Below are 17,417 nucleotides of genomic sequence, written 5' to 3' on the forward strand. Positions count from 1 at the left end.
ACGCGCCGGCCTAGCGGGTGGGCGCATGGGCGATGCGCAGGATGTTGGCCGATCCGGGCTTGCCCATGGGCAAGCCGGCCAGGATCAGCACCCGCTGGCCGGGGTCGGCCAGGTTCATTTCGACCGCCTGTTCCAGGGCCACGCGGGTCAGGTCCTCCGGGTCGGAGGGCTCGGCCACGACGCGGGGCTCAACGCCCCAGATCAGCGCCATGCGCCGGGCGGTGTCGAGGCTGGGGGTGAGCGCCAGCGTCGGCTGCAGCGGCCGCTCGCGGGCCAGCCGCAGCGCCGTCTGGCCGGTGGTGGTGAAGGCGGCCAGGCAGGCGGTGGAGGCGGCGTCGGCGGCCTTGCGCGCGGCGGCCACCAGGGCGTCGGCGTCGGCGTCCTCCACGGGATATTCCGCGCGCATCAGCTCCGGCCAGCGCGGGTCGCGCTCCACGCGGGTGATGATGCGGTCCATCATCGAGACGGCTTCCAGCGGATAATCGCCGGCGGCGCTCTCCGCCGAGAGCATCAGGGCGTCGGCGCCCTCATAGACCGCGCCGGCCACGTCCGAAGCCTCGGCCCGGGTCGGCGTCGGCGAATGGGTCATGGATTCCAGCATCTGGGTGGCCACGATCACCGGGATGCCGCGCAGGCGGGCGGCGCGGACCAGCTGCTTCTGGACCACCGGCACCTCCTCCGGCGCCAGCTCCACGCCGAGGTCGCCCCGGGCCACCATCACCGCCTGGCAGAGGTCGAGGATCTCGTCGAGGGACTCCAGCGCCGAGGGCTTCTCGATCTTGGCCAGCACATTGGCGCGCCCCTGCACCAGGCTGCGCAGCTCGGCCATGTCGGAGGCGCGCTGCACGAAGCTGAGCGCCACCCAGTCCACGCCCTCGTTCAGGGCGAAGGCCAGGTCCTTGCGGTCCTTGTCGGTCAGCGCCGGGATCGGGATCGCCAGGCCGGGCAGGTTCAGGCCCTTGTGGTCGGAGAGTTGGTCGCCGGCCTCCACCACGGTCTCGGCGAAGTCCGGGCCGTTGTCGGTCACCCGCAGGCGCACCTTGCCGTCGTCCAGCAGCACGATAGCCCCCTTGCGCAGGGCGGCGAACACTTCGGGATGCGGCACGCCGATGCGCGAGGCGTCGCCGGGCTCGGCGCTCAGGTCCAGGCGCAGGTGGTGGCCGCTCTTCAGCCGCGCGATCCCATCGGCGAAGACGCCCAGGCGGATCTTTGGCCCCTGCAGGTCGGCCAGCACCGCCAGCGGCCGGCCGACCGAGGCCTCCGCCTCGCGCACCGAGGCGATGGTCTTGGCGTGATCGGCGTGGGTTCCGTGGCTGAAGTTGACCCGGAAGACGTCCGCCCCGGCCAGGGCGAGCTCCCGCACCTTGTCCACGCCGCGGCTCGCGGGTCCCAGGGTCGCGACAATTCGGGCTCGGCGCGCACGGATCATGGGCTGGAGCCTTAGGCTTCCGGAGCCAAGCTGATCAAGGCACGTTAGAGGCTAAGCTGGCGGATTTGGGCGAACCGGCTCGGGAAGAGGGTGTGCGATGACAGGGGCTCAGACCGTATGGGCGCACGCGTGACCCAGAACCTCGAACTGTTCCCGATCGGCAACTGCGCGGCCAGCGCCCTGATCGACGAGGCGGGCCGCTATGTCTGGGCCTGCGCGCCCCGGGTGGACGGCGATCCCTTCTTCTCCGCCCTGCTGAACGGCGAGGCCGCGGAGGACGGCGCCGACGGCGGCCATGGCTTGTGGTCCGTGGAGGTCGAGAACCGCAAGGAGACCACCCAGGCCTACCGCCGCAACACCCCGATCCTGATCACCGAGATCACCGACGAGGCCGGCGCGCGCGTGGAGATCATCGATTTCTGCCCGCGCTACCGCCAGTTCGGCCGGCTCTACCGCCCGCTGGCCTTCGTGCGGCTGATCCGGCCCGTGGAGGGCACGCCGCGCATCCGCATCCGCCTGCGGCCGACCGTGAACTACGGTGAGGCGCCGGCCGCCACCACCAACGGCTCCAACCACATCCGTTATGTGGGCGGTGAGACCACACTGCGGATGACCACCGACGGGCCGATCAGCCACGTGCTGGACGAGCGTCTGTTCCGGCTGGAGGAGCCGATCGCGCTCTTCCTGGGCCCGGACGAAGGCTTCCCGGACGACATCACCACCACCACCCTGCGCATGCTGCGCGAGACCACCGACTATTGGCGGCGCTGGGTGCGGACCCTCTACGTGCCGCTGGAGTGGCAGTCGGCGGTGATCCGGGCGGCGATCACGCTGAAGCTCTGCACCCACGAGGACACCGGCGCCATCGTGGCGGCGATGACCACCTCGATCCCGGAGCACGCGGTCGAGCCGGGCGAGGTCGCCCGCAACTGGGACTACCGCTACTGCTGGCTGCGCGACGCCTACTATGTGGTGCAGGCCCTGAACCGCCTGGGCGCGGCGGACATCCTGGAGAACTACCTGGTCTACCTGCGCAACCTGGTCGACCAGGTGGGCAAGGACGGGCGGATGCAGCCGGTCTATGGCGTCGGCCTGGAGCCGGTGCTGACCGAGCGGGTCGCCCCGGGCCTGAAGGGCTACCGCGGCATGGGGCCCGTCAGGGTCGGCAACCAGGCCCACGAGCACATGCAGTATGACGTGTTCGGCCAGATCGTGCTCTCCACCGTCCAGGCCTTCTTCGACGAGCGCCTGATCCGCCCGGCCTCGGTGGACGACTTCCGCGCCCTGGAGTGGGTCGGCGACCGCGCCTTCGAGCTGCACGACCAGCCGGACGCCAGCCTCTGGGAATTCCGCGGCCGCGAGGCGGTGCACACCTATTCCTCGGTGATGTGCTGGGCGGCCTGCGACCGGCTGGGCAACGCCGCCGCCCGGCTGGGCCTCAAGGACCGCGCCGAGTTCTGGAACGACCGCGCCAACCAGATCCGCGCCACCATCGAGCGCGAGGCCTGGAACGAGGAACTGGGCCGCTACGCCTCGACCTTCGGCGGCGACCAGCTCGACGCCTCGCTGCTGCAGATGATCGACGTGCGCTACGTGGAACCCACCGACCCGCGGATGGTCGCCACCATGGAGGCGGTGGAGAAGGGCCTGCGGCGCGGCGAGTTCATGCTGCGCTACGCCCAGCCCGATGACTTCGGCGAGCCGAAGACCGCCTTCAACTTCTGCACTTTCTGGCTGATCGAGGCCCTGCACCTGTCGGGCCGCACCGACGAGGCGCGGCAGCTTTTCGAGGACATGTTGGACCGGCGCACCAAGGCGGGCCTACTGTCGGAGGATATCAGCTTCGACGGCAAGGAGCTCTGGGGGAATTATCCGCAGACCTATTCCCTGGTCGGCCTGATCAACTGCGCGAGCCTGCTCTCGCGGCCCTGGGCCAGCGTCCGCTAGATCGCCGCCTGGGGCTCGGCGGCGGCCGGCGGCTGGCGCGCGGCCCGGCCCAGGAGCGCCGCACCCCTCGTCCAGAGCTGCGACAGCACGATCCCCGCGGCCAGGGCCACGGCCACCTGTAACGCCGGCCACGCCGGAGCGTGGACCCATCTCAGCACGTCCCGCGCCGCGAAATGGGTCAGGTAGATGAACAGCGAGGCGCCGGACACCGCCATCACGGTCACGGCCACCGGCCTGGGCAGGGCCGCCTGGCCCGCCGTCAGCAGGGCCGCGCCGGAAATCAGCGCGATCAGCGCCTGCTGCGGATTGAACGCCCCCGCGGTCATGAGAGCGTAGCCCAGGAGCGTCACGGCGACCCAGGTCTTCTGCCGTCGCGTGGCGGCAAGCGCGATCATCACCCCCAGCATGAAGGTCGGCAGGTGGGTCGTGGGCAGGAAGGCCACCGTCGCGAAGGCCGGCGCCTGGCCCGTGAAGAATCCCGGATAGACCGCGGCCGGCAGCAGGAAGCGGGTGACGCAGGCGAGGCCGAACAGCCCCGCGGCGAAGCGCATCGGCGAGACCCGGAAGTCCGTCGCCCGCGTGGTCACGGCCAGCGCCAGGCAGACCAGAACCAGGATCTGCAGCAGGCAGTCGATGAACCACAGATAGAACTCATGCCCGCCCCAGTAGGGCGGCGAGAGCTTAGAGTAGTCCTGGAGGTCGGCCGCCAGCAGCAGGGTCGAGACGCTAGGGCGCCGCCCGGCCAGGGCCTTGGCCGAGAACAGCAGCACTGAGAACAGCATGGTCGGCACGAACAGCTTCCCGAGCCAGCGGGTCGCCGGCGCGACCGAGCGGGCGGCGAAGACCTGCGGCAGCTGGAGGGCGCCGAACAGGTAGCCGGAGATCGCCAGCAGGCTGGTGGTGGCGCCGCCGCCGTAGCGCAACAGGCCCAAGTGCCCCGCCACCACTAGGAAGATCGAGGCGGCGCGCAGCAGGATCGGGGCGTCCACCGCGCTCCAGCCCGCCCAGCGGCTCGCGGCGGCGGCCCGGCCGGCGGCGGCGAGCTCGGCCACGGTCATCATCTGCCAGCCGGCTGGCACGTCGCCGATCGCCTCCTCGGTGGCCAAGTAGGCCTGGACGTAGGATAGGCTGTCGCCGCCCAGGCCGGCGAAGGTGGAGGCGGGCAGGATCGGCCGCGCCGCGCCCAGCACCTCGCGCCAGCGGTCGATCAGCGCCTGCTCGCGCGCGGTCGGCGCCCGCGCCGGACCGGCCTGGTCGGCCTGAGCCGCTTCCTGGGCCGCCACGTGAGCGGCCAGGGCCGCACGGTCGACCTTGCCGTTGGGGGTCAGCGGCAGGGCCTCCAGCCAGTAGATCCGCTGTGGGACCATGTAGGCGGGCAGGCGGGCGGCCAGGGCCTCGCACGTCGCCGCCTCGTCGAAAGCCGAGAGCCTGGGGCCCGCCACGAAGCCCGCGATCTGGCGGTGCGCCGCCTCGCCCACCGCCAGCGCGGCGGCGGCGCGCACCTGCGGCCGGGCCGCGAGCGCGGCGGTGACCTCCGCCAGCTCCACCCTGTGGCCACGGATCTTCACCTGGTCGTCCTGGCGCCCCGTGAGCAGCACCTGGCCGTCCGGCAGGCGAACCCCGCGGTCGCCGGTGTAGTGGATGTTGGCGCGGGCCGTGGCGTCGCGCCCGCGGTCGCTGGGCGTCACGATCCGCCCGGCCTCCACATAGCCCAGGCTCAGCCGGTTGGAGCGCACTGCGATCTCGCCGGCCTCACCGACGCCGACCGGACGCCGCTCGGCGTCGACCACCAGCAGCTGGAAGCCGTTGGAGCCCGCGCCCACCGGCACGGCGGACCACTGGAGGTCGCCGTCGAAGCGGAAGAAGCCCGCGGCCTGCGGTGTCTCGGTGGCGCCGTAGACGTTCACATGCTCAGCCGTCGGCGCGAGCGGGGCGAGCTCGGCCAGCAAGGCTGGGCGCAGGAAGTCGCCGCCCCAGAACATCAGCCGCAGATGCGGCAGCGGCGGGGCGCGATGCGCCTCGGCCGCCAGGATCTGCCCAAGGGCCGGGGTCAGGTGGACGACGGTGGCGCGCGTCTCGCCCAGCCAGCCGGCCAGGGCCCCGGGCTGCAGCACCGTCGCGGCCTGTGGGATCAGCAGGGTCCCGCCCGCCGACAAGGGCGCGAAGACGTCGCGCAGCAGGGGATCGTGCGACAGGCCGGACAGGAGGGTGATCCGGTCCGCGGCGGTCAGGCCGAAACTCTGCGCCTGCCAGCGCAGGAAATGGCTGAGCGGACCGTGCGCGCAGGCGACGCCCTTCGGCCGCCCGGTGCTGCCGGAGGTGAAGAGGATGTAGGCCGCCTCGTCCGGCCGGGCGCGGTCGAGCGCGAGGCCGGTGATCGCGGCGTCGCGGGCCGCCTGGCGCAGCGCCCCCACCTCCAGCGCCTTGGCCCGGGCCGCCAGCACCAGGCGTTCGGCGAGCGGCGTCAGGCCAGGCCCGGTCGCCACCACGGCGTGCGGCGCGGCGATCTCGCAGAGCTGGCTCAGCCTGGGCTCGGGGTAGGCGCTGTCCAGCAGGATGAAAACCCCGCCCAGCCGCGCCACGCCCAGGAGGGCGAAGACCAGCTCCGGGCTGCGCTCGGCCAGGATCGCCACCCGCTCGCCGGCCGCCACGCCGCGCGACGCGAGCCCTTCGGCCACCGCCCGCGAACACGCCTCGACCTCAGCGTAGGTGAACCGCCGCTCGCCGTGTTCGATGGCGATGGCGTCGGGCGTCTCCCGCGCCCGCGCCAGGAAATCGGCGTGGATCAGCCGCCCCGGATCGTCCGGCAGGAGCGCGTCGGGGTCGGGCAGGACGCCCGGCGCGGCGAAAGCGGCCAGGGGCGAGGCCGCGATCGGCGCGTCCACGTCGCGGGCCAGGGCGTCGGCCAGGGCCACCACCTGTTCGGCCACCGCCTCCACCCGCGCCGCGCCGAAGGCGGCGGGGTCGTAGAATAGCGCCAAGCTCATGCGGCCTTCGTAGATGTGGAACCGCAGGTTCAGGTCGTCGTCGTCCTGGTTCTCGATGAGGTCGATGCCCGCGAAACTGACGCCCTCGACGGCGCCCGACGGGCTCGGCGGATACCAGTTTATGGCGAACCGCGGATGCACGCCCGTGGCGCGGATCACGTGGTGATAGGGGTAGATCTCGTGGGCGATGGCCTCGCGGATCTCGCCGCGCATCCGGCCCGCAAGCGTTCGGATCGACTGGCTCTCGTCGACCTCGGTCCCCAGGATCAGGGCGTTGGAGAAGACGCCATGCGTCTGTTCGGCGCCCGCCTTGCCGCGCCGCCCCGCGCTCTGGAAGGTGGTGCAGACCCTGGCCGCTCCGGTCAGCCGGCTCAGGAGCACCATGTAGACGGCGTAGAAGAAGGTGAAGTGGCTGGCGCCGATGGCCTCGGCGGCTTTCTGGGTCGCGGCGGCGACTTCCGGGGGCACCTCCCGCACCACGCCGGGCCGCGCCTCGGGCGTGGGCGCATTGGCCCGGTCGGCCGGCCAGACGCCGGCGGTCTCGAGGCCCGCCATCCGCTCGCGCCAGAAGGCCTCGGCTTCCCGGTAGGCGTCGGAGTTCCGCCAGTCGAAATCCCAGACGTCGCTGTACTGGGTCACCTCGCTCTCGGCTGGCAGCGGGAAGCCGAACAGCCGCATGAAGAGTTCCATCTGGAAGGCCGAGGTGGTGACGCCATCGGAGGTGGCGTGGTGCAGGCCCATGGCCACCACGTGGTCCTCCGGCCCGACCTCGATCATCAGGAAGCGGTGCAGGGTCCCGGGTGAGAAGTCGCTCTTCTGGTAGACGTGCTCGCGGACCGCCGCGCGCAGGGCCTCGTCCGAGGCGCCCGGCATGGAGAGCCGCTTCATGCTGACCCGGCCGCGGTCCTCGACGTATTTGCGGAACCCCCCGTCGCCCGAGGCCTCGAAGCCGGTGCGCCGCGCCTCATGACGGTCGCAGGTGGCCTGCAGGAGCCCCTCGAAACCGCTGAGGTCGACCTTGCCCAGGATGCGCACCGCCGAGGGCGCCATGTAGATCTGCCCCGTCATGGTCTCAGCCAGGACGTAGCGTTCCTCATTGGGGCTCAGCGGCAGGTTTTCACGCACCCGCTTCGGTTGTATTTTTCGCTCGCGCGCCGTCGCCCGCAAGGTCTCGCCCCCGATCCCTTGAACCCCCAATAGCCCGGGCCATAAGCCCTTGGCTGACCTATGTAATCCGAATTCCCAGAAAGATTCCAGAGCGCGCCGATCCCAACGCCGTTCGGACGCGCGGCATGTGGGCGCACCCGCCACAGTAGTGTCGACTGCCCGACTCTGCCGTATCTCGCCGCCAGCGGCGCGCGGCCGCCCCGTCAATCCAGCCAGGCGCGCTCCGACCGCTCGATGAGCGCGAAGGCGCCCGACGGCCCCCAGGAGCCGGCGGCGTAGGGCTTGGGCGCGAGGCCCGCCTCGGCCCAGGCGTCGGCGACCCCGTCGACCCAGCGCCAGGCCTCCTCCACCTCGTCGCGGCGCACGAAGAGGGTGGAGTTGCCGTGCATCACGTCGAGCAGCAGGCGCTCATAGGCGATCCGCCGGCGCGAACCGGGCCCCTCGTAGGCGCGCAGCAGCGACAGCGACAAGGGCATGGACTGCAGCCGCATGCCGCCCCGGGAGATGCCCGGCGACTTGTTCATGAGGGTCAGCGCGATGTCCTCGTCCGGCTGCAGGTCGATGACCAGGCGGTTGGCCACCAGGTCGTCCTTGGCGGCGTTGCCGAAGATCGAGTGCGGCACGGCCTTGAACTGGATGGCGATCTGGGTGCGCCGCTCGGGCAGGCGCTTGCCGGTGCGCAGGAAGAAGGGCACGCCCGCCCAGCGCCAGTTGTCGATGTCGACGCGCAGGGCCACGAAGGTCTCGGTGCCGGTGGGCTGACCACGCTCGGCCTCATAGCCGTCGGCTTCCCGGCCCCCGACCACGCCCTTGGTGTACTGGCCGCGCACCGAGGCGCTCTGGGCCTCGGCGCGGGTGAAGCGGCGGAGCGAACGCAGCACCTTGACCTTCTCGTTGCGCACGCTGTCCGGCTCCATGTCGGCCGGCGGCTCCATGGCCACGAAGCAGAGCAGCTGCAGCATGTGGTTCTGCAGCATGTCGCGCAGGGCGCCGTACTCGTCGTAATAGGGCCAGCGCTCGCCCACGCCCTCGGTCTCGGCCACGGTGATCTGCACGTGGTCGATGGTGAGGTTGTTCCAGAGCGGCTCGAACAGGGTGTTGGCGAAGCGCAGCGCGATCAGGTTCTGCACCGTCTCCTTGCCCAGGTAGTGGTCGATCCGGAAGATGCGGTCCTCGGAGAAGACCGCGCCCACCGCGACATTGACCTCGCGCGAGGTCTCCAGGTCCCGGCCCACCGGCTTTTCCAGGACGATGCGGCTCTCGTCGACGGCCAGGCCCGCGGCGGCCAGCGCCACGCAGACGCGGCCATAGAGGCTGGGCGAGATGGCCAGGAAGAACATCGGCCGCGAACGGCCCTGCAGGTGCGGCTTGAGCTCGCCCGCGCCCGCCGCGGTGGTGGCATCGCAGGCGACATAGTCGATCCGCTCGGAGAACCGCGCCCAGACGCCGTCGTCGACCCCTTCCGGCCGCGCGGCCAGGATTTTCAGGACCTGGTCGACGAACTCGGCGCGGCTGTGCTGGGCCCGGGCGGTGGCCAGGATCTTGAACCCCACGGGCAGCAGGCCGTCGGCGTCGAGGAAGTAGAGCGACGGCAACAGCATGCGCCGCGACAGGTCGCCGGTCGCGCCGAACAGCACGATGGCGTCGGCCAGCGGCGTCTCGCCCTGGGGGTTCTGGGCCATCGGACGTCACCTCGAATAGGGGTCTGGATCGGGTTCAGGCGCGCGAGGGGCATAGCGCGGATTGCTGTACGGAACGTCAAGCCCATCCAGGGTTTCCGGCGCTCGTCCAAGGGATCGAAGCCAGGCCTCACGCGTTCCCAGAACACCTCGGGGTGTTGCGTGCATGTCGATCCAGGAGCTTATCGTCGGACTTCCCACTCCCAAGCCGTTGCGGCTGCGGGAGACGGCGCTGTTCCTTGACCTCGACGGCACCCTGGCGCCCATCGCCGCGCGGCCGCAGGATGTCCGCCCCGACCCGCGCCGCACCAGCCTCCTGGAGCGCCTGGCGCGCAAGCTGGAAGGCCGGCTGGCGGTGATCAGCGGCCGCACCCTGGCCGATGTCGACCGTATCCTAGAGGGCTGCGTGGCCAATGTGGCGGCGGTGCACGGCCTCGTAAGGCGCGATCAGGACGGCCGGGTGGTGAGCGCCGCGCCGCATCCCGCCCTGGCCCGCGCGGCCGAGGCGCTCGGCGCCTTCGCGGCCCGGGATTCCGGCCTGATGGTCGAGGAAAAGGCCGGCCTGTCCGTGGCGCTGCACTTCCGCCTGGCGAGCCGGCACGCCGCGGACGCCCGCGCCTGCGCCCAGGCCATCGCCGAGGAGACGGGCCTGACCCTGCAGCACGGCGACATGGTCGAGGAGCTGCGCACCCCGGGCGCCAGCAAGGGCGACAGCGTCCGCGCCTTCCTGGGCGAACCGGCGTTCGCCGGCGCACGGCCGGTCTTCATGGGCGACGACGTCACCGACGAGGACGGCTTCGAGGCCGCGGAGGCCCTGGGCGGGTTCGGCGTGGCGGTGGGCCCGCCCAGGCCCACCGGCGCGCGTTTCCGCCTGACGGGCGTCGAAGCGGCGCTGGCCTGGCTGGACGCCGCCACATGAGCCGCCTCATCGTCGTTTCCAACCGGGTGAACCCGCCAGGCGGCGCGGGCGAGGAGACCGTGGGCGGCCTAGCCATGGCGCTGGCCGCGGCTCTGCGGGAATATTCCGGCCTATGGTTCGGCTGGAGCGGCAAGACCACGCCGGAGTTCGACGGCAAGCTCTCGATGCAGACCCAGGACGGGGTGACGAGCGCGGTGGTCGACCTGGAGGCCGCCGACCTCGACGAATACTACAACGGCTACGCCAACAAGACGCTCTGGCCGCTGTTCCACTACCGCACCGACATCGCCGCCTACGACCGGGTCTACGGCGAGGGCTACAGCCGGGTGAACAAGCGTTTCGCCGAGACGCTCGCGCCCTTGATCGCCGACGGCGACCTGATCTGGGTGCACGACTACCATCTGATCCCGCTGGCCCGCGAACTGCGCGCGCTCGGCATCAAGAACCGGATCGGCTTCTTCCTGCATGTGCCCTGGCCGGCGCACCAGGTGTTCACCACGCTGCCCGGGCACAGCCTGTTGGTGCAGGCGATGTTCGACTACGACCTGGTGGGCTTCCAGACCGCCGAGTACTGCCAGGCCTTCGAGGAATATGTCCTGGCGGAGGGCGGCGGATCGCAGCCGGAGCCCGGGCGGCTGAAGGCCTATGGCCGGTCCCTGCGGGTCGGCGCCTTCCCGATCGGCCTCGACGCCCCCGACTTCGCCCGCATGCTGAAGAGCCCGCGCGCCCGGCGCATGCGCGACCTGATGGCCGCCGCCACAGTCTTCCGCCACCTGGTCGTGGGCGTCGACCGGCTGGACTATTCCAAGGGCCTGGAGGAGCGGTTCCTGGGCTTCGAGCGGTTCCTGGTCGACAACCCGGACATGCGCCGCGAGGTGCTGATGCTGCAGATCGCACCGGTCAGCCGCGAGAGCGTCGACGCCTATCAGGAGATCCGCGGCCGGCTGGACGCGCTGTCGGGCCGCATCAACGGCGAGTTCTCCGACGTCGATTGGAACCCGTTCCGCTATGTGAACAAGAACTACCGCCGCGACGAGCTGGCCGGCATCTATGGCGCGGCCCGGGTCGGGCTGGTGACGCCGCTGCGCGACGGGATGAACCTGGTGGCCAAGGAATATGTCGCCGCCCAGAACCCGGAGGATCCCGGCGTCCTGATCCTGTCGCGCTTCGCCGGCGCGGCGCGGCAGATGGGCGAGGCGCTGCTGGTCAACCCGAACAGCCCCGAAGAGATCGCCGACGCCCTGAAACGCGCGCTCGGAATGGAGAAGGCCGAACGCATCCGCCGCTGGAGCGCGCTGTTCGACAACATCCAGCGCGAGGACGTCACCGCCTGGCGCGACTCCTTCGTGAACGCGCTCGCCGGCCTAGCGACATCGAGGCAGGCTGCGCTGGCCTGCTAGGGGACATCCGCCGTGGCCGCCCGCAAACCCGCCGTCGACAAGAGCGCACCCGACAAGAACCTGGCCCGCTACCGCGCCATGCGCGACTTCAGCCAGACCGAGGAGCCCAGCGGCGCCGAGGCGGTGACGCCTTCGAACCGCCTGCGCTTCGTGATCCAGAAGCATGCCGCCACGCGCCTGCACTACGACTTCCGCCTGGAGCTGGACGGGACCTTCAAGTCCTGGGCGGTGACCAAGGGCCCCTCGCTCGATCCCGCCGACCGGCGCCTGGCGGTGCAGGTGGAGGACCACCCCCTCGACTACGGCGATTTCGAAGGGACCATCCCCAAGGGTCAGTACGGCGGCGGCACGGTCATGCTGTGGGACCGCGGCTACTGGGAGCCCGAAGCCGGGACCGATCCGCACAAGGGCCTCGCGGGCGGCGACTTCAAGTTCCGGCTCGATGGCGAGCGGCTGAAGGGCGGGTTCGTCCTGGTGCGGATGAAGCGCCGTGAGCGGGAGAAAAAGGACAACTGGCTGCTGATCAAGCACCACGACGGCTATTCGGTGGACCACGACGGCATGGCTCTGGTCGAGCAGACCGAGACCTCCGTGGCCTCGGGCCGGACCATGGGCGAGATCGCCGATGGCCAGGGCAAGGGCCCGACCCGCTTCATGACCGGCCGCGCGCGCGCCAAGGCCAAGCGGGTCTGGCATTCGAACCGCGCGGACGGCGATAGCGATGACGGCGAGGCCGAGCCTGCGCCCCTGCGCGCTGCACCGCCGCCGAAGCTGAAGGCCGCGGCCCTGCCGGGGTTCGTGGCCCCGCAGCTGGCGCGCTCGGTCGACCGGCCGCCGCAGGGCGTGGGCTGGGGCCACGAGATCAAGTTCGACGGCTATCGCCTGCAACTGCGCGTCGATGGCGGCCATGCCACTCTGAAGACCCGCGCCGGTCTCGACTGGACGGCGAAGTTCGAGGAGATCGGCAAGGCCGGCGAGGCCCTGCCCGACGCCTTGATCGACGGCGAGGCCTGCGCGCTCGACGCCTCCGGCGCGCCCGACTTCGCGGCCCTGCAGGCGGCCTTGTCGGACGGCAAGACCGGCGACCTGATCTTCTTCGCCTTCGACCTCCTGTTCGCGGGCGGCGAGGACCTGCGCAACCTGCCCCTCAGCGAACGCAAGGCGCGGCTGAAGGCCTTGCTGGACACGGCGCCCAGGACGGTCGGCAAACGCATCCGCTACGTCGACCACTTCGAGATCGCCGGCGACGCGGTGCTGCAGTCGGCCTGCCGCATGTCACTGGAGGGGATCGTCTCCAAGCGGCTCGACGCACCCTACCGGTCGGACCGCAGCGAGACCTGGCTGAAGTCCAAGTGCCGCGCCGGCCACGAGGTGGTGATCGGCGGCTGGACCGGCGAGACCGGGCAACTGCGCTCGCTGCTCGTCGGCGTGAACCGCGACGGCAAGCTGATCTACACCGGCCGGGTCGGCACGGGCTTCGGCCGCGACAAGGTGGCCCGCGTTCTGCCGCGCCTGCAGAACCTGGAGGCGGACAAGAGCCCCTTCATCGGCGCGGGCGCGCCGCGCAAGGCCGCCGATGTCCACTGGGCGAAACCAGAGCTGGTGGCGGAGATCGAGTTCGCCGGCTTCACCGCCTCGGGCATGGTGCGCCAGGGCGCGTTTAAGGCGCTGCGCGAAGACAAGCCCGCCCAGGATGTCGTCGCCGAAAAGCCGGCGCAGGTCAGCGAGGCGGCCCTTGCCGAACCCGCGCCCATGGCCAAGGCTGCGGCGACGAAGAAACCGGGACCCGCCGTCGTCATGGGCATAACCCTCTCGCATCCGGACAAAGCGCTATGGCCGGATGGCGGCGACGGGACGCCGGTCACCAAGCTCGACCTCGCCCGCTACCTGCAGACGGTCGGGCCCTGGATGATGACCCACATCAAGGGCCGGCCCTGCTCGATCATCCGCACGCCGGATGGGATCGAGGGCGCGCAGCGCTTCTTCCAGCGCCATGTGGGCAAGGGCTCCTCCGCTCTGATCTCCGAGGTCAAGGTGCTGGGCGACCACAAGCCCTATCTCGAGATCGACCGCATCGAGGCCCTGGCCGCGCTCGCCCAGCAGGGCGCCACCGAATACCACCCGTGGAACTGTCAACCGTTCTCGCCGGAGACGCCCGGCCGGCTGGTCTTCGACCTGGATCCCGACGAGGCCATCCCCTTCGAGCGGGTGATCGAGGCCGCGCTGACGGTGAAGGAACGGCTGGAAGCCCTGGGCCTCACGGCCTTCTGCAAGACTACCGGCGGCAAGGGCCTGCACGTGGTCACGCCGCTGAAGGACGGGAAGGGCAAGACCGACTGGCCCACGGCGAAAAAGTTCGCCCAGGACGTCTGCCTGGCCATCGCCGCCGACCAGCCCGAGCGTTACGTGGTCAACATGGCCAAGGCCAAGCGGGTCGGACGCATCTTCCTGGATTACCTGCGCAACGACCGGCTCTCGACCGCCGTGGCGCCGCTGTCGCCGCGGGCGCGCCCCGGCGCGACGGTGAGCTTCCCCCTGACCTGGGACCAGGTGAAACCGGGGCTGAACCCCAAGGCCTTCACCATCCGCACCGCGCCGGCCCTGCTTGAGAAGACCACCGCCTGGGCCGGCTATTGCGACGCCGAGCAGCCCCTGGCGGCGGCGATCCGCAAGTTGGCGAAACGCTGACCTGCCCGGCCGATTCCTGGGAATTCCCACTCTTTAGGGAAAAGTAATCCGCCGAAATTAAGGGTGCTGGCGACGATTGACCGCCAGGTCCGAGAAGGTCTGCGAACGCGCGCCACCCCTGGCGCGGGCGCGCTTCGACGCCTCTGTCCCGGCTGCCGGTGCAACCCGATCCAGGGATGGATGGAGACGAAGACGATGAAGCTTACGATCAAGGCGCGCCTGGTCGGCTCGCTGGCGGCGCTGGGCCTGGGCATGATCGCCATCGGCGCGAGCGGTTGGATTTCCACAACGGTCGGCAACACCCGGCTGCAGTCGGTGATCAGCGACCGCGTCGTGCCGATGCAGCAGCTGAAGGCGGTCAGCGACAGCTATTCCGATAGCATCGTCGACGCCGCCCACAAGGCGCGCGGCGGCTCCTACACCCCCGCCAAGGCCCTGCAGCAGATCGCCGCCGCCCGCGAGACGATCAAGGCCAAGTGGGGCGCCTATCGCCAGACCCAGATGACCACCGAGGAAACCGCCCTGGTCCAGAAGGTCGAGGCGGGCCTGCCGGCGGCGGACAGCGCCACCGACCGCCTGGTGGGCCTGCTGCAGTCCGGCGACATGGCGGGCCTGGCCGAATTCAACGACCACAGCCTCTATCCCGCCATCGACCCGGTGACGGGCGCGGTGGGCGACCTGGTCGACCTGCAGATGCGGGTGGCGACCGAGGACGGCCGGGCCGCGGCCCACGCCGCGACGGTGTCCCTGGCGATCATGGGCGGCATCGCGACCCTGGCGGCGCTGATGCTCGCCTTCGCGGGCCATGTGGTGGTCAACCAGGTGTCCAAGCCGCTCCTGGCCATCGCCGAGGTGATGCGCCGGCTGGCCGGCGGCGACCACGCGGTGGAAATCCCCGGCGCCGACCGCCACGACGAGCTCGGCCAGATGGCCGGCGCGGTGCAGGTGTTCAAGGAAAGCGCCATCGCCAAGATCAAGGCCGACGCCGAGGCGGTCGAGGCCAAGGAGCGCGCCGAGCAGGAACGCCGCGCCGCCGGCGAGGCCGCCATCGCCAAGGAACAGGCCCTGGTGGTCTCGGTGTTCGGCAACGCCATGGAGAAGCTGGCCAGTGGCGACCTGACCTATCGGGTCAACGACAGCCTGGCGCCGGCTTACGAGAAGCTGCGCGAGGACTTCAACGGTTCCATGGCCAAGCTGGAGAAGACCATGGGCGTGATCGTCGGCAACGCCGGCGGCATCCACTCCGGCAGCCAGGAGATCAGCGTCGCCTCCGACGACCTGTCCCGGCGCACCGAGCAACAGGCCGCGAGCCTGGAGGAGACCGCCGCGGCCCTGGAGCAGATCACCGCTACGGTGCGCAAGACCGCCGAGGGCGCCAAGGAGACCCGCGACGTAGTCGCCTCCGCCAAGAGCGGCGCCGAGACCGGCGGCCAGGTCGTCGCCCAGGCCATGTCGGCGATGAGCGAGATCGAGGGCTCCGCCCAGCAGATCAGCCAGATCATCAGCGTGATCGACGAGATCGCCTTCCAGACCAACCTGCTGGCCTTGAACGCCGGGGTGGAAGCCGCCCGCGCCGGCGACGCCGGCAAGGGCTTCGCGGTGGTGGCGTCCGAGGTCCGCGCTCTCGCCCAACGCTCGGCGGACGCGGCCAAGGAGATCAAGGCGCTGATCTCCGACTCCACGGCCAAGGTGGGCCAGGGCGTGAAGCTGGTCGGCGAGACCGGCCAGGCGCTCGAGCGCATCGTGGGCGAGGTCGGGCGCATCAATGCCCTGGTCGAAGAGATCGCCTCGGCCGCTCAGGAGCAGGCCACAGGCCTCGCCCAGGTGAACGTCGCGGTGAACCAGATGGACCAGGTCACCCAGCAGAACGCCGCCATGGTCGAGGAATCCACCGCCGCCAGCCACGCCCTGTCGCAGGAGGCGACCGACCTTTCCGACCTGATGAGCCAGTTCCGGCTGGGGCCCGACCACGCCGCGCCCAATCGCGCGCGTCCCGCCCCGTCGGCCCGGCCCACGCCGGCCTCTCGCCATCCGGTGCACGCCGCCCAGGCCAAGGTCGCCCAGATGATCTCCACGGATCAGGCCAAGGCCGCCGCCTGGTCGGAGTTCTGAGGATGAAGGCCGAGCTCAACGTCAAGGCGGGCCAGGAGCTGATCATCGTGGAGATCGGCGGCCAGCGGTTCGCCATCGACATCATGTCGGTGCGCGAGATCCGCGGCTGGTGCGCCTCCACTCGCCTGCCGCAATCGCCCGCCCATGTCCTGGGGATGATCAACCTGCGCGGCTCTGTGCTGCCGGTGATCGACTTCAGCTCACGCCTGGGCCTCGGCGACAGCGAGCCCAACGCCGCCTCGGTGGTGATCGTGGCCGAGATCGGCGACCGCCTGGTGGGCCTGCTGGTCGAAGCGGTCTGCGATATCCTCACCCTTGGCGAGGGCATGCTGCAGCCCGCGCCGAACGTGGGTGAGCCGAAGGTCCAGGAGTTCGTGCTGGGCGTGATCACCGCCGACGACGGGATCATCACCCTGCTGACCCTGGACGCGGTGATCCCGCCGGGCGACCAGCTCGCCGCCTAGCGGTTGGGGCCATGACGTTCTCGGCGGGAAGAGTACCCATTCTGGGTAGTCCCTCGTCGGGGGCGCCTCTGCGATTCAGCCTATCGTTAGGGGCCTCAGCCGCAGAATGCGCCTGTGGATTTCCAGACGTGGGGGCGTCGCATGAATACGCAGCCGAGCGGCGACTATCTCGACCTCACCGGCGTCTGCGCCCTGCTGGTCGAGGACAACGCCAACACCCGCACCCTGATCGCCGAGGTCCTGCGGGGCCTGGGGATCAACAAGATCTTCAAGGCCGACAGCGCCGCGGGCGGCTGGGCGGTCCTGCAGGCCGGCGGCGTCGACCTCGTCTTTGCGGACATCGAGATGGCCGGCGAGAACGGCCTGGAGTTCGTCAGCCGGATCCGCGCCGCCAAGGATCCGCACATCGCCGAGGTGGTGGTCGTGGTGGTCTCCGCCCACGCCACCGAGGCGCGCGTGATCAAGGCCGGCGCCGTCGGGGCCAACAGCTTCGTCGGCAAGCCGTTCAGCGTCAGCCGCCTGGCCCGCGCCATCGCCGAGGGCTTCGCCAACCGCCGCATGCTGGCCAGGGCCGCGGCCGCCCGCGCCAGCGGCCCCGGCGGAGAGGCCGTGGAGCTCTGAGCCT

The 17,417-nt window shown here is 70.8% G+C and carries 10 protein-coding genes; 7 read left to right on the top strand and 3 right to left on the bottom strand.

The window, feature by feature from the left end; genetic code table 11:
- Positions 1 to 10 precede the first annotated feature (10 nt).
- A complete protein-coding gene (pyk, locus tag E8A49_RS09190; RefSeq protein ID WP_293379424.1) occupies positions 11 to 1,429 on the bottom strand; it encodes a pyruvate kinase in 1,419 nt (472 codons plus the stop codon).
- Positions 1,430 to 1,546: 117 nt separating this feature from the next.
- Between pyk and E8A49_RS09195 the strand changes: the two genes are divergently transcribed.
- Complete coding sequence (locus tag E8A49_RS09195) at positions 1,547 to 3,376, top strand: glycoside hydrolase family 15 protein (protein ID WP_293379427.1); 1,830 nt, start codon at positions 1,547 to 1,549, stop codon at positions 3,374 to 3,376.
- Here E8A49_RS09195 and E8A49_RS09200 read toward each other — a convergent pair.
- Both E8A49_RS09200 and zwf read right to left on the bottom strand, forming a co-directional pair.
- Positions 3,373 to 7,488 carry an AMP-binding protein gene (locus E8A49_RS09200; RefSeq protein WP_293379430.1) on the bottom strand — a complete coding sequence of 1,372 codons (4,116 nt, stop codon included), beginning with the start codon at positions 7,486 to 7,488 and terminating at the stop codon, positions 3,373 to 3,375. The genes E8A49_RS09195 and E8A49_RS09200 overlap by 4 nt on opposite strands.
- 245 nt (positions 7,489 to 7,733) lie before the next feature.
- Complete coding sequence (gene zwf / locus E8A49_RS09205; protein WP_293379432.1) at positions 7,734 to 9,212, bottom strand: glucose-6-phosphate dehydrogenase; 1,479 nt, start codon at positions 9,210 to 9,212, stop codon at positions 7,734 to 7,736.
- A 163-nt stretch (positions 9,213 to 9,375) separates the two neighbouring features.
- Here zwf and otsB point away from each other — a divergent pair, with 163 nt between their 5' ends.
- The 6 genes from otsB to E8A49_RS09235 all read left to right on the top strand — a co-directional run bounded on the left by otsB (position 9,376) and on the right by E8A49_RS09235 (position 17,413).
- Positions 9,376 to 10,128 carry a trehalose-phosphatase gene (gene otsB / locus E8A49_RS09210; RefSeq protein ID WP_293379434.1) on the top strand — a complete coding sequence of 251 codons (753 nt, stop codon included), beginning with the start codon at positions 9,376 to 9,378 and terminating at the stop codon, positions 10,126 to 10,128.
- Entirely contained in the window at positions 10,125 to 11,528 is a 1,404-nt protein-coding gene (locus tag E8A49_RS09215; protein WP_293379438.1) for a trehalose-6-phosphate synthase, read from the top strand. The genes otsB and E8A49_RS09215 overlap by 4 nt, the downstream gene beginning before the upstream one ends.
- A 12-nt stretch (positions 11,529 to 11,540) precedes the next feature.
- A complete protein-coding gene (ligD, locus tag E8A49_RS09220; RefSeq protein ID WP_293379441.1) occupies positions 11,541 to 14,216 on the top strand; it encodes a DNA ligase D in 2,676 nt (891 codons plus the stop codon).
- 195 nt (positions 14,217 to 14,411) lie between these two features.
- The gene (locus tag E8A49_RS09225) at positions 14,412 to 16,328 is read left to right on the top strand and encodes a methyl-accepting chemotaxis protein (RefSeq protein WP_293379444.1); all 1,917 of its coding nucleotides are present in this window, start codon (positions 14,412 to 14,414) and stop codon (positions 16,326 to 16,328) included.
- 2 nt (positions 16,329 to 16,330) lie between these two features.
- Entirely contained in the window at positions 16,331 to 16,792 is a 462-nt protein-coding gene (locus E8A49_RS09230; RefSeq protein ID WP_293379447.1) for a chemotaxis protein CheW, read from the top strand.
- Between the two features lie 141 nt (positions 16,793 to 16,933).
- On the top strand, positions 16,934 to 17,413 hold the full coding sequence (locus E8A49_RS09235; protein ID WP_293379450.1) for a response regulator: 480 nt from the start codon (positions 16,934 to 16,936) through the stop codon (positions 17,411 to 17,413).
- The last annotated feature ends 4 nt before the right edge of the window (positions 17,414 to 17,417 follow it).

It is taken from the genome of Phenylobacterium sp. (assembly GCF_004799515.1).
In the GTDB taxonomy this organism is placed as follows: Bacteria; Pseudomonadota; Alphaproteobacteria; order Caulobacterales; family Caulobacteraceae; genus Phenylobacterium.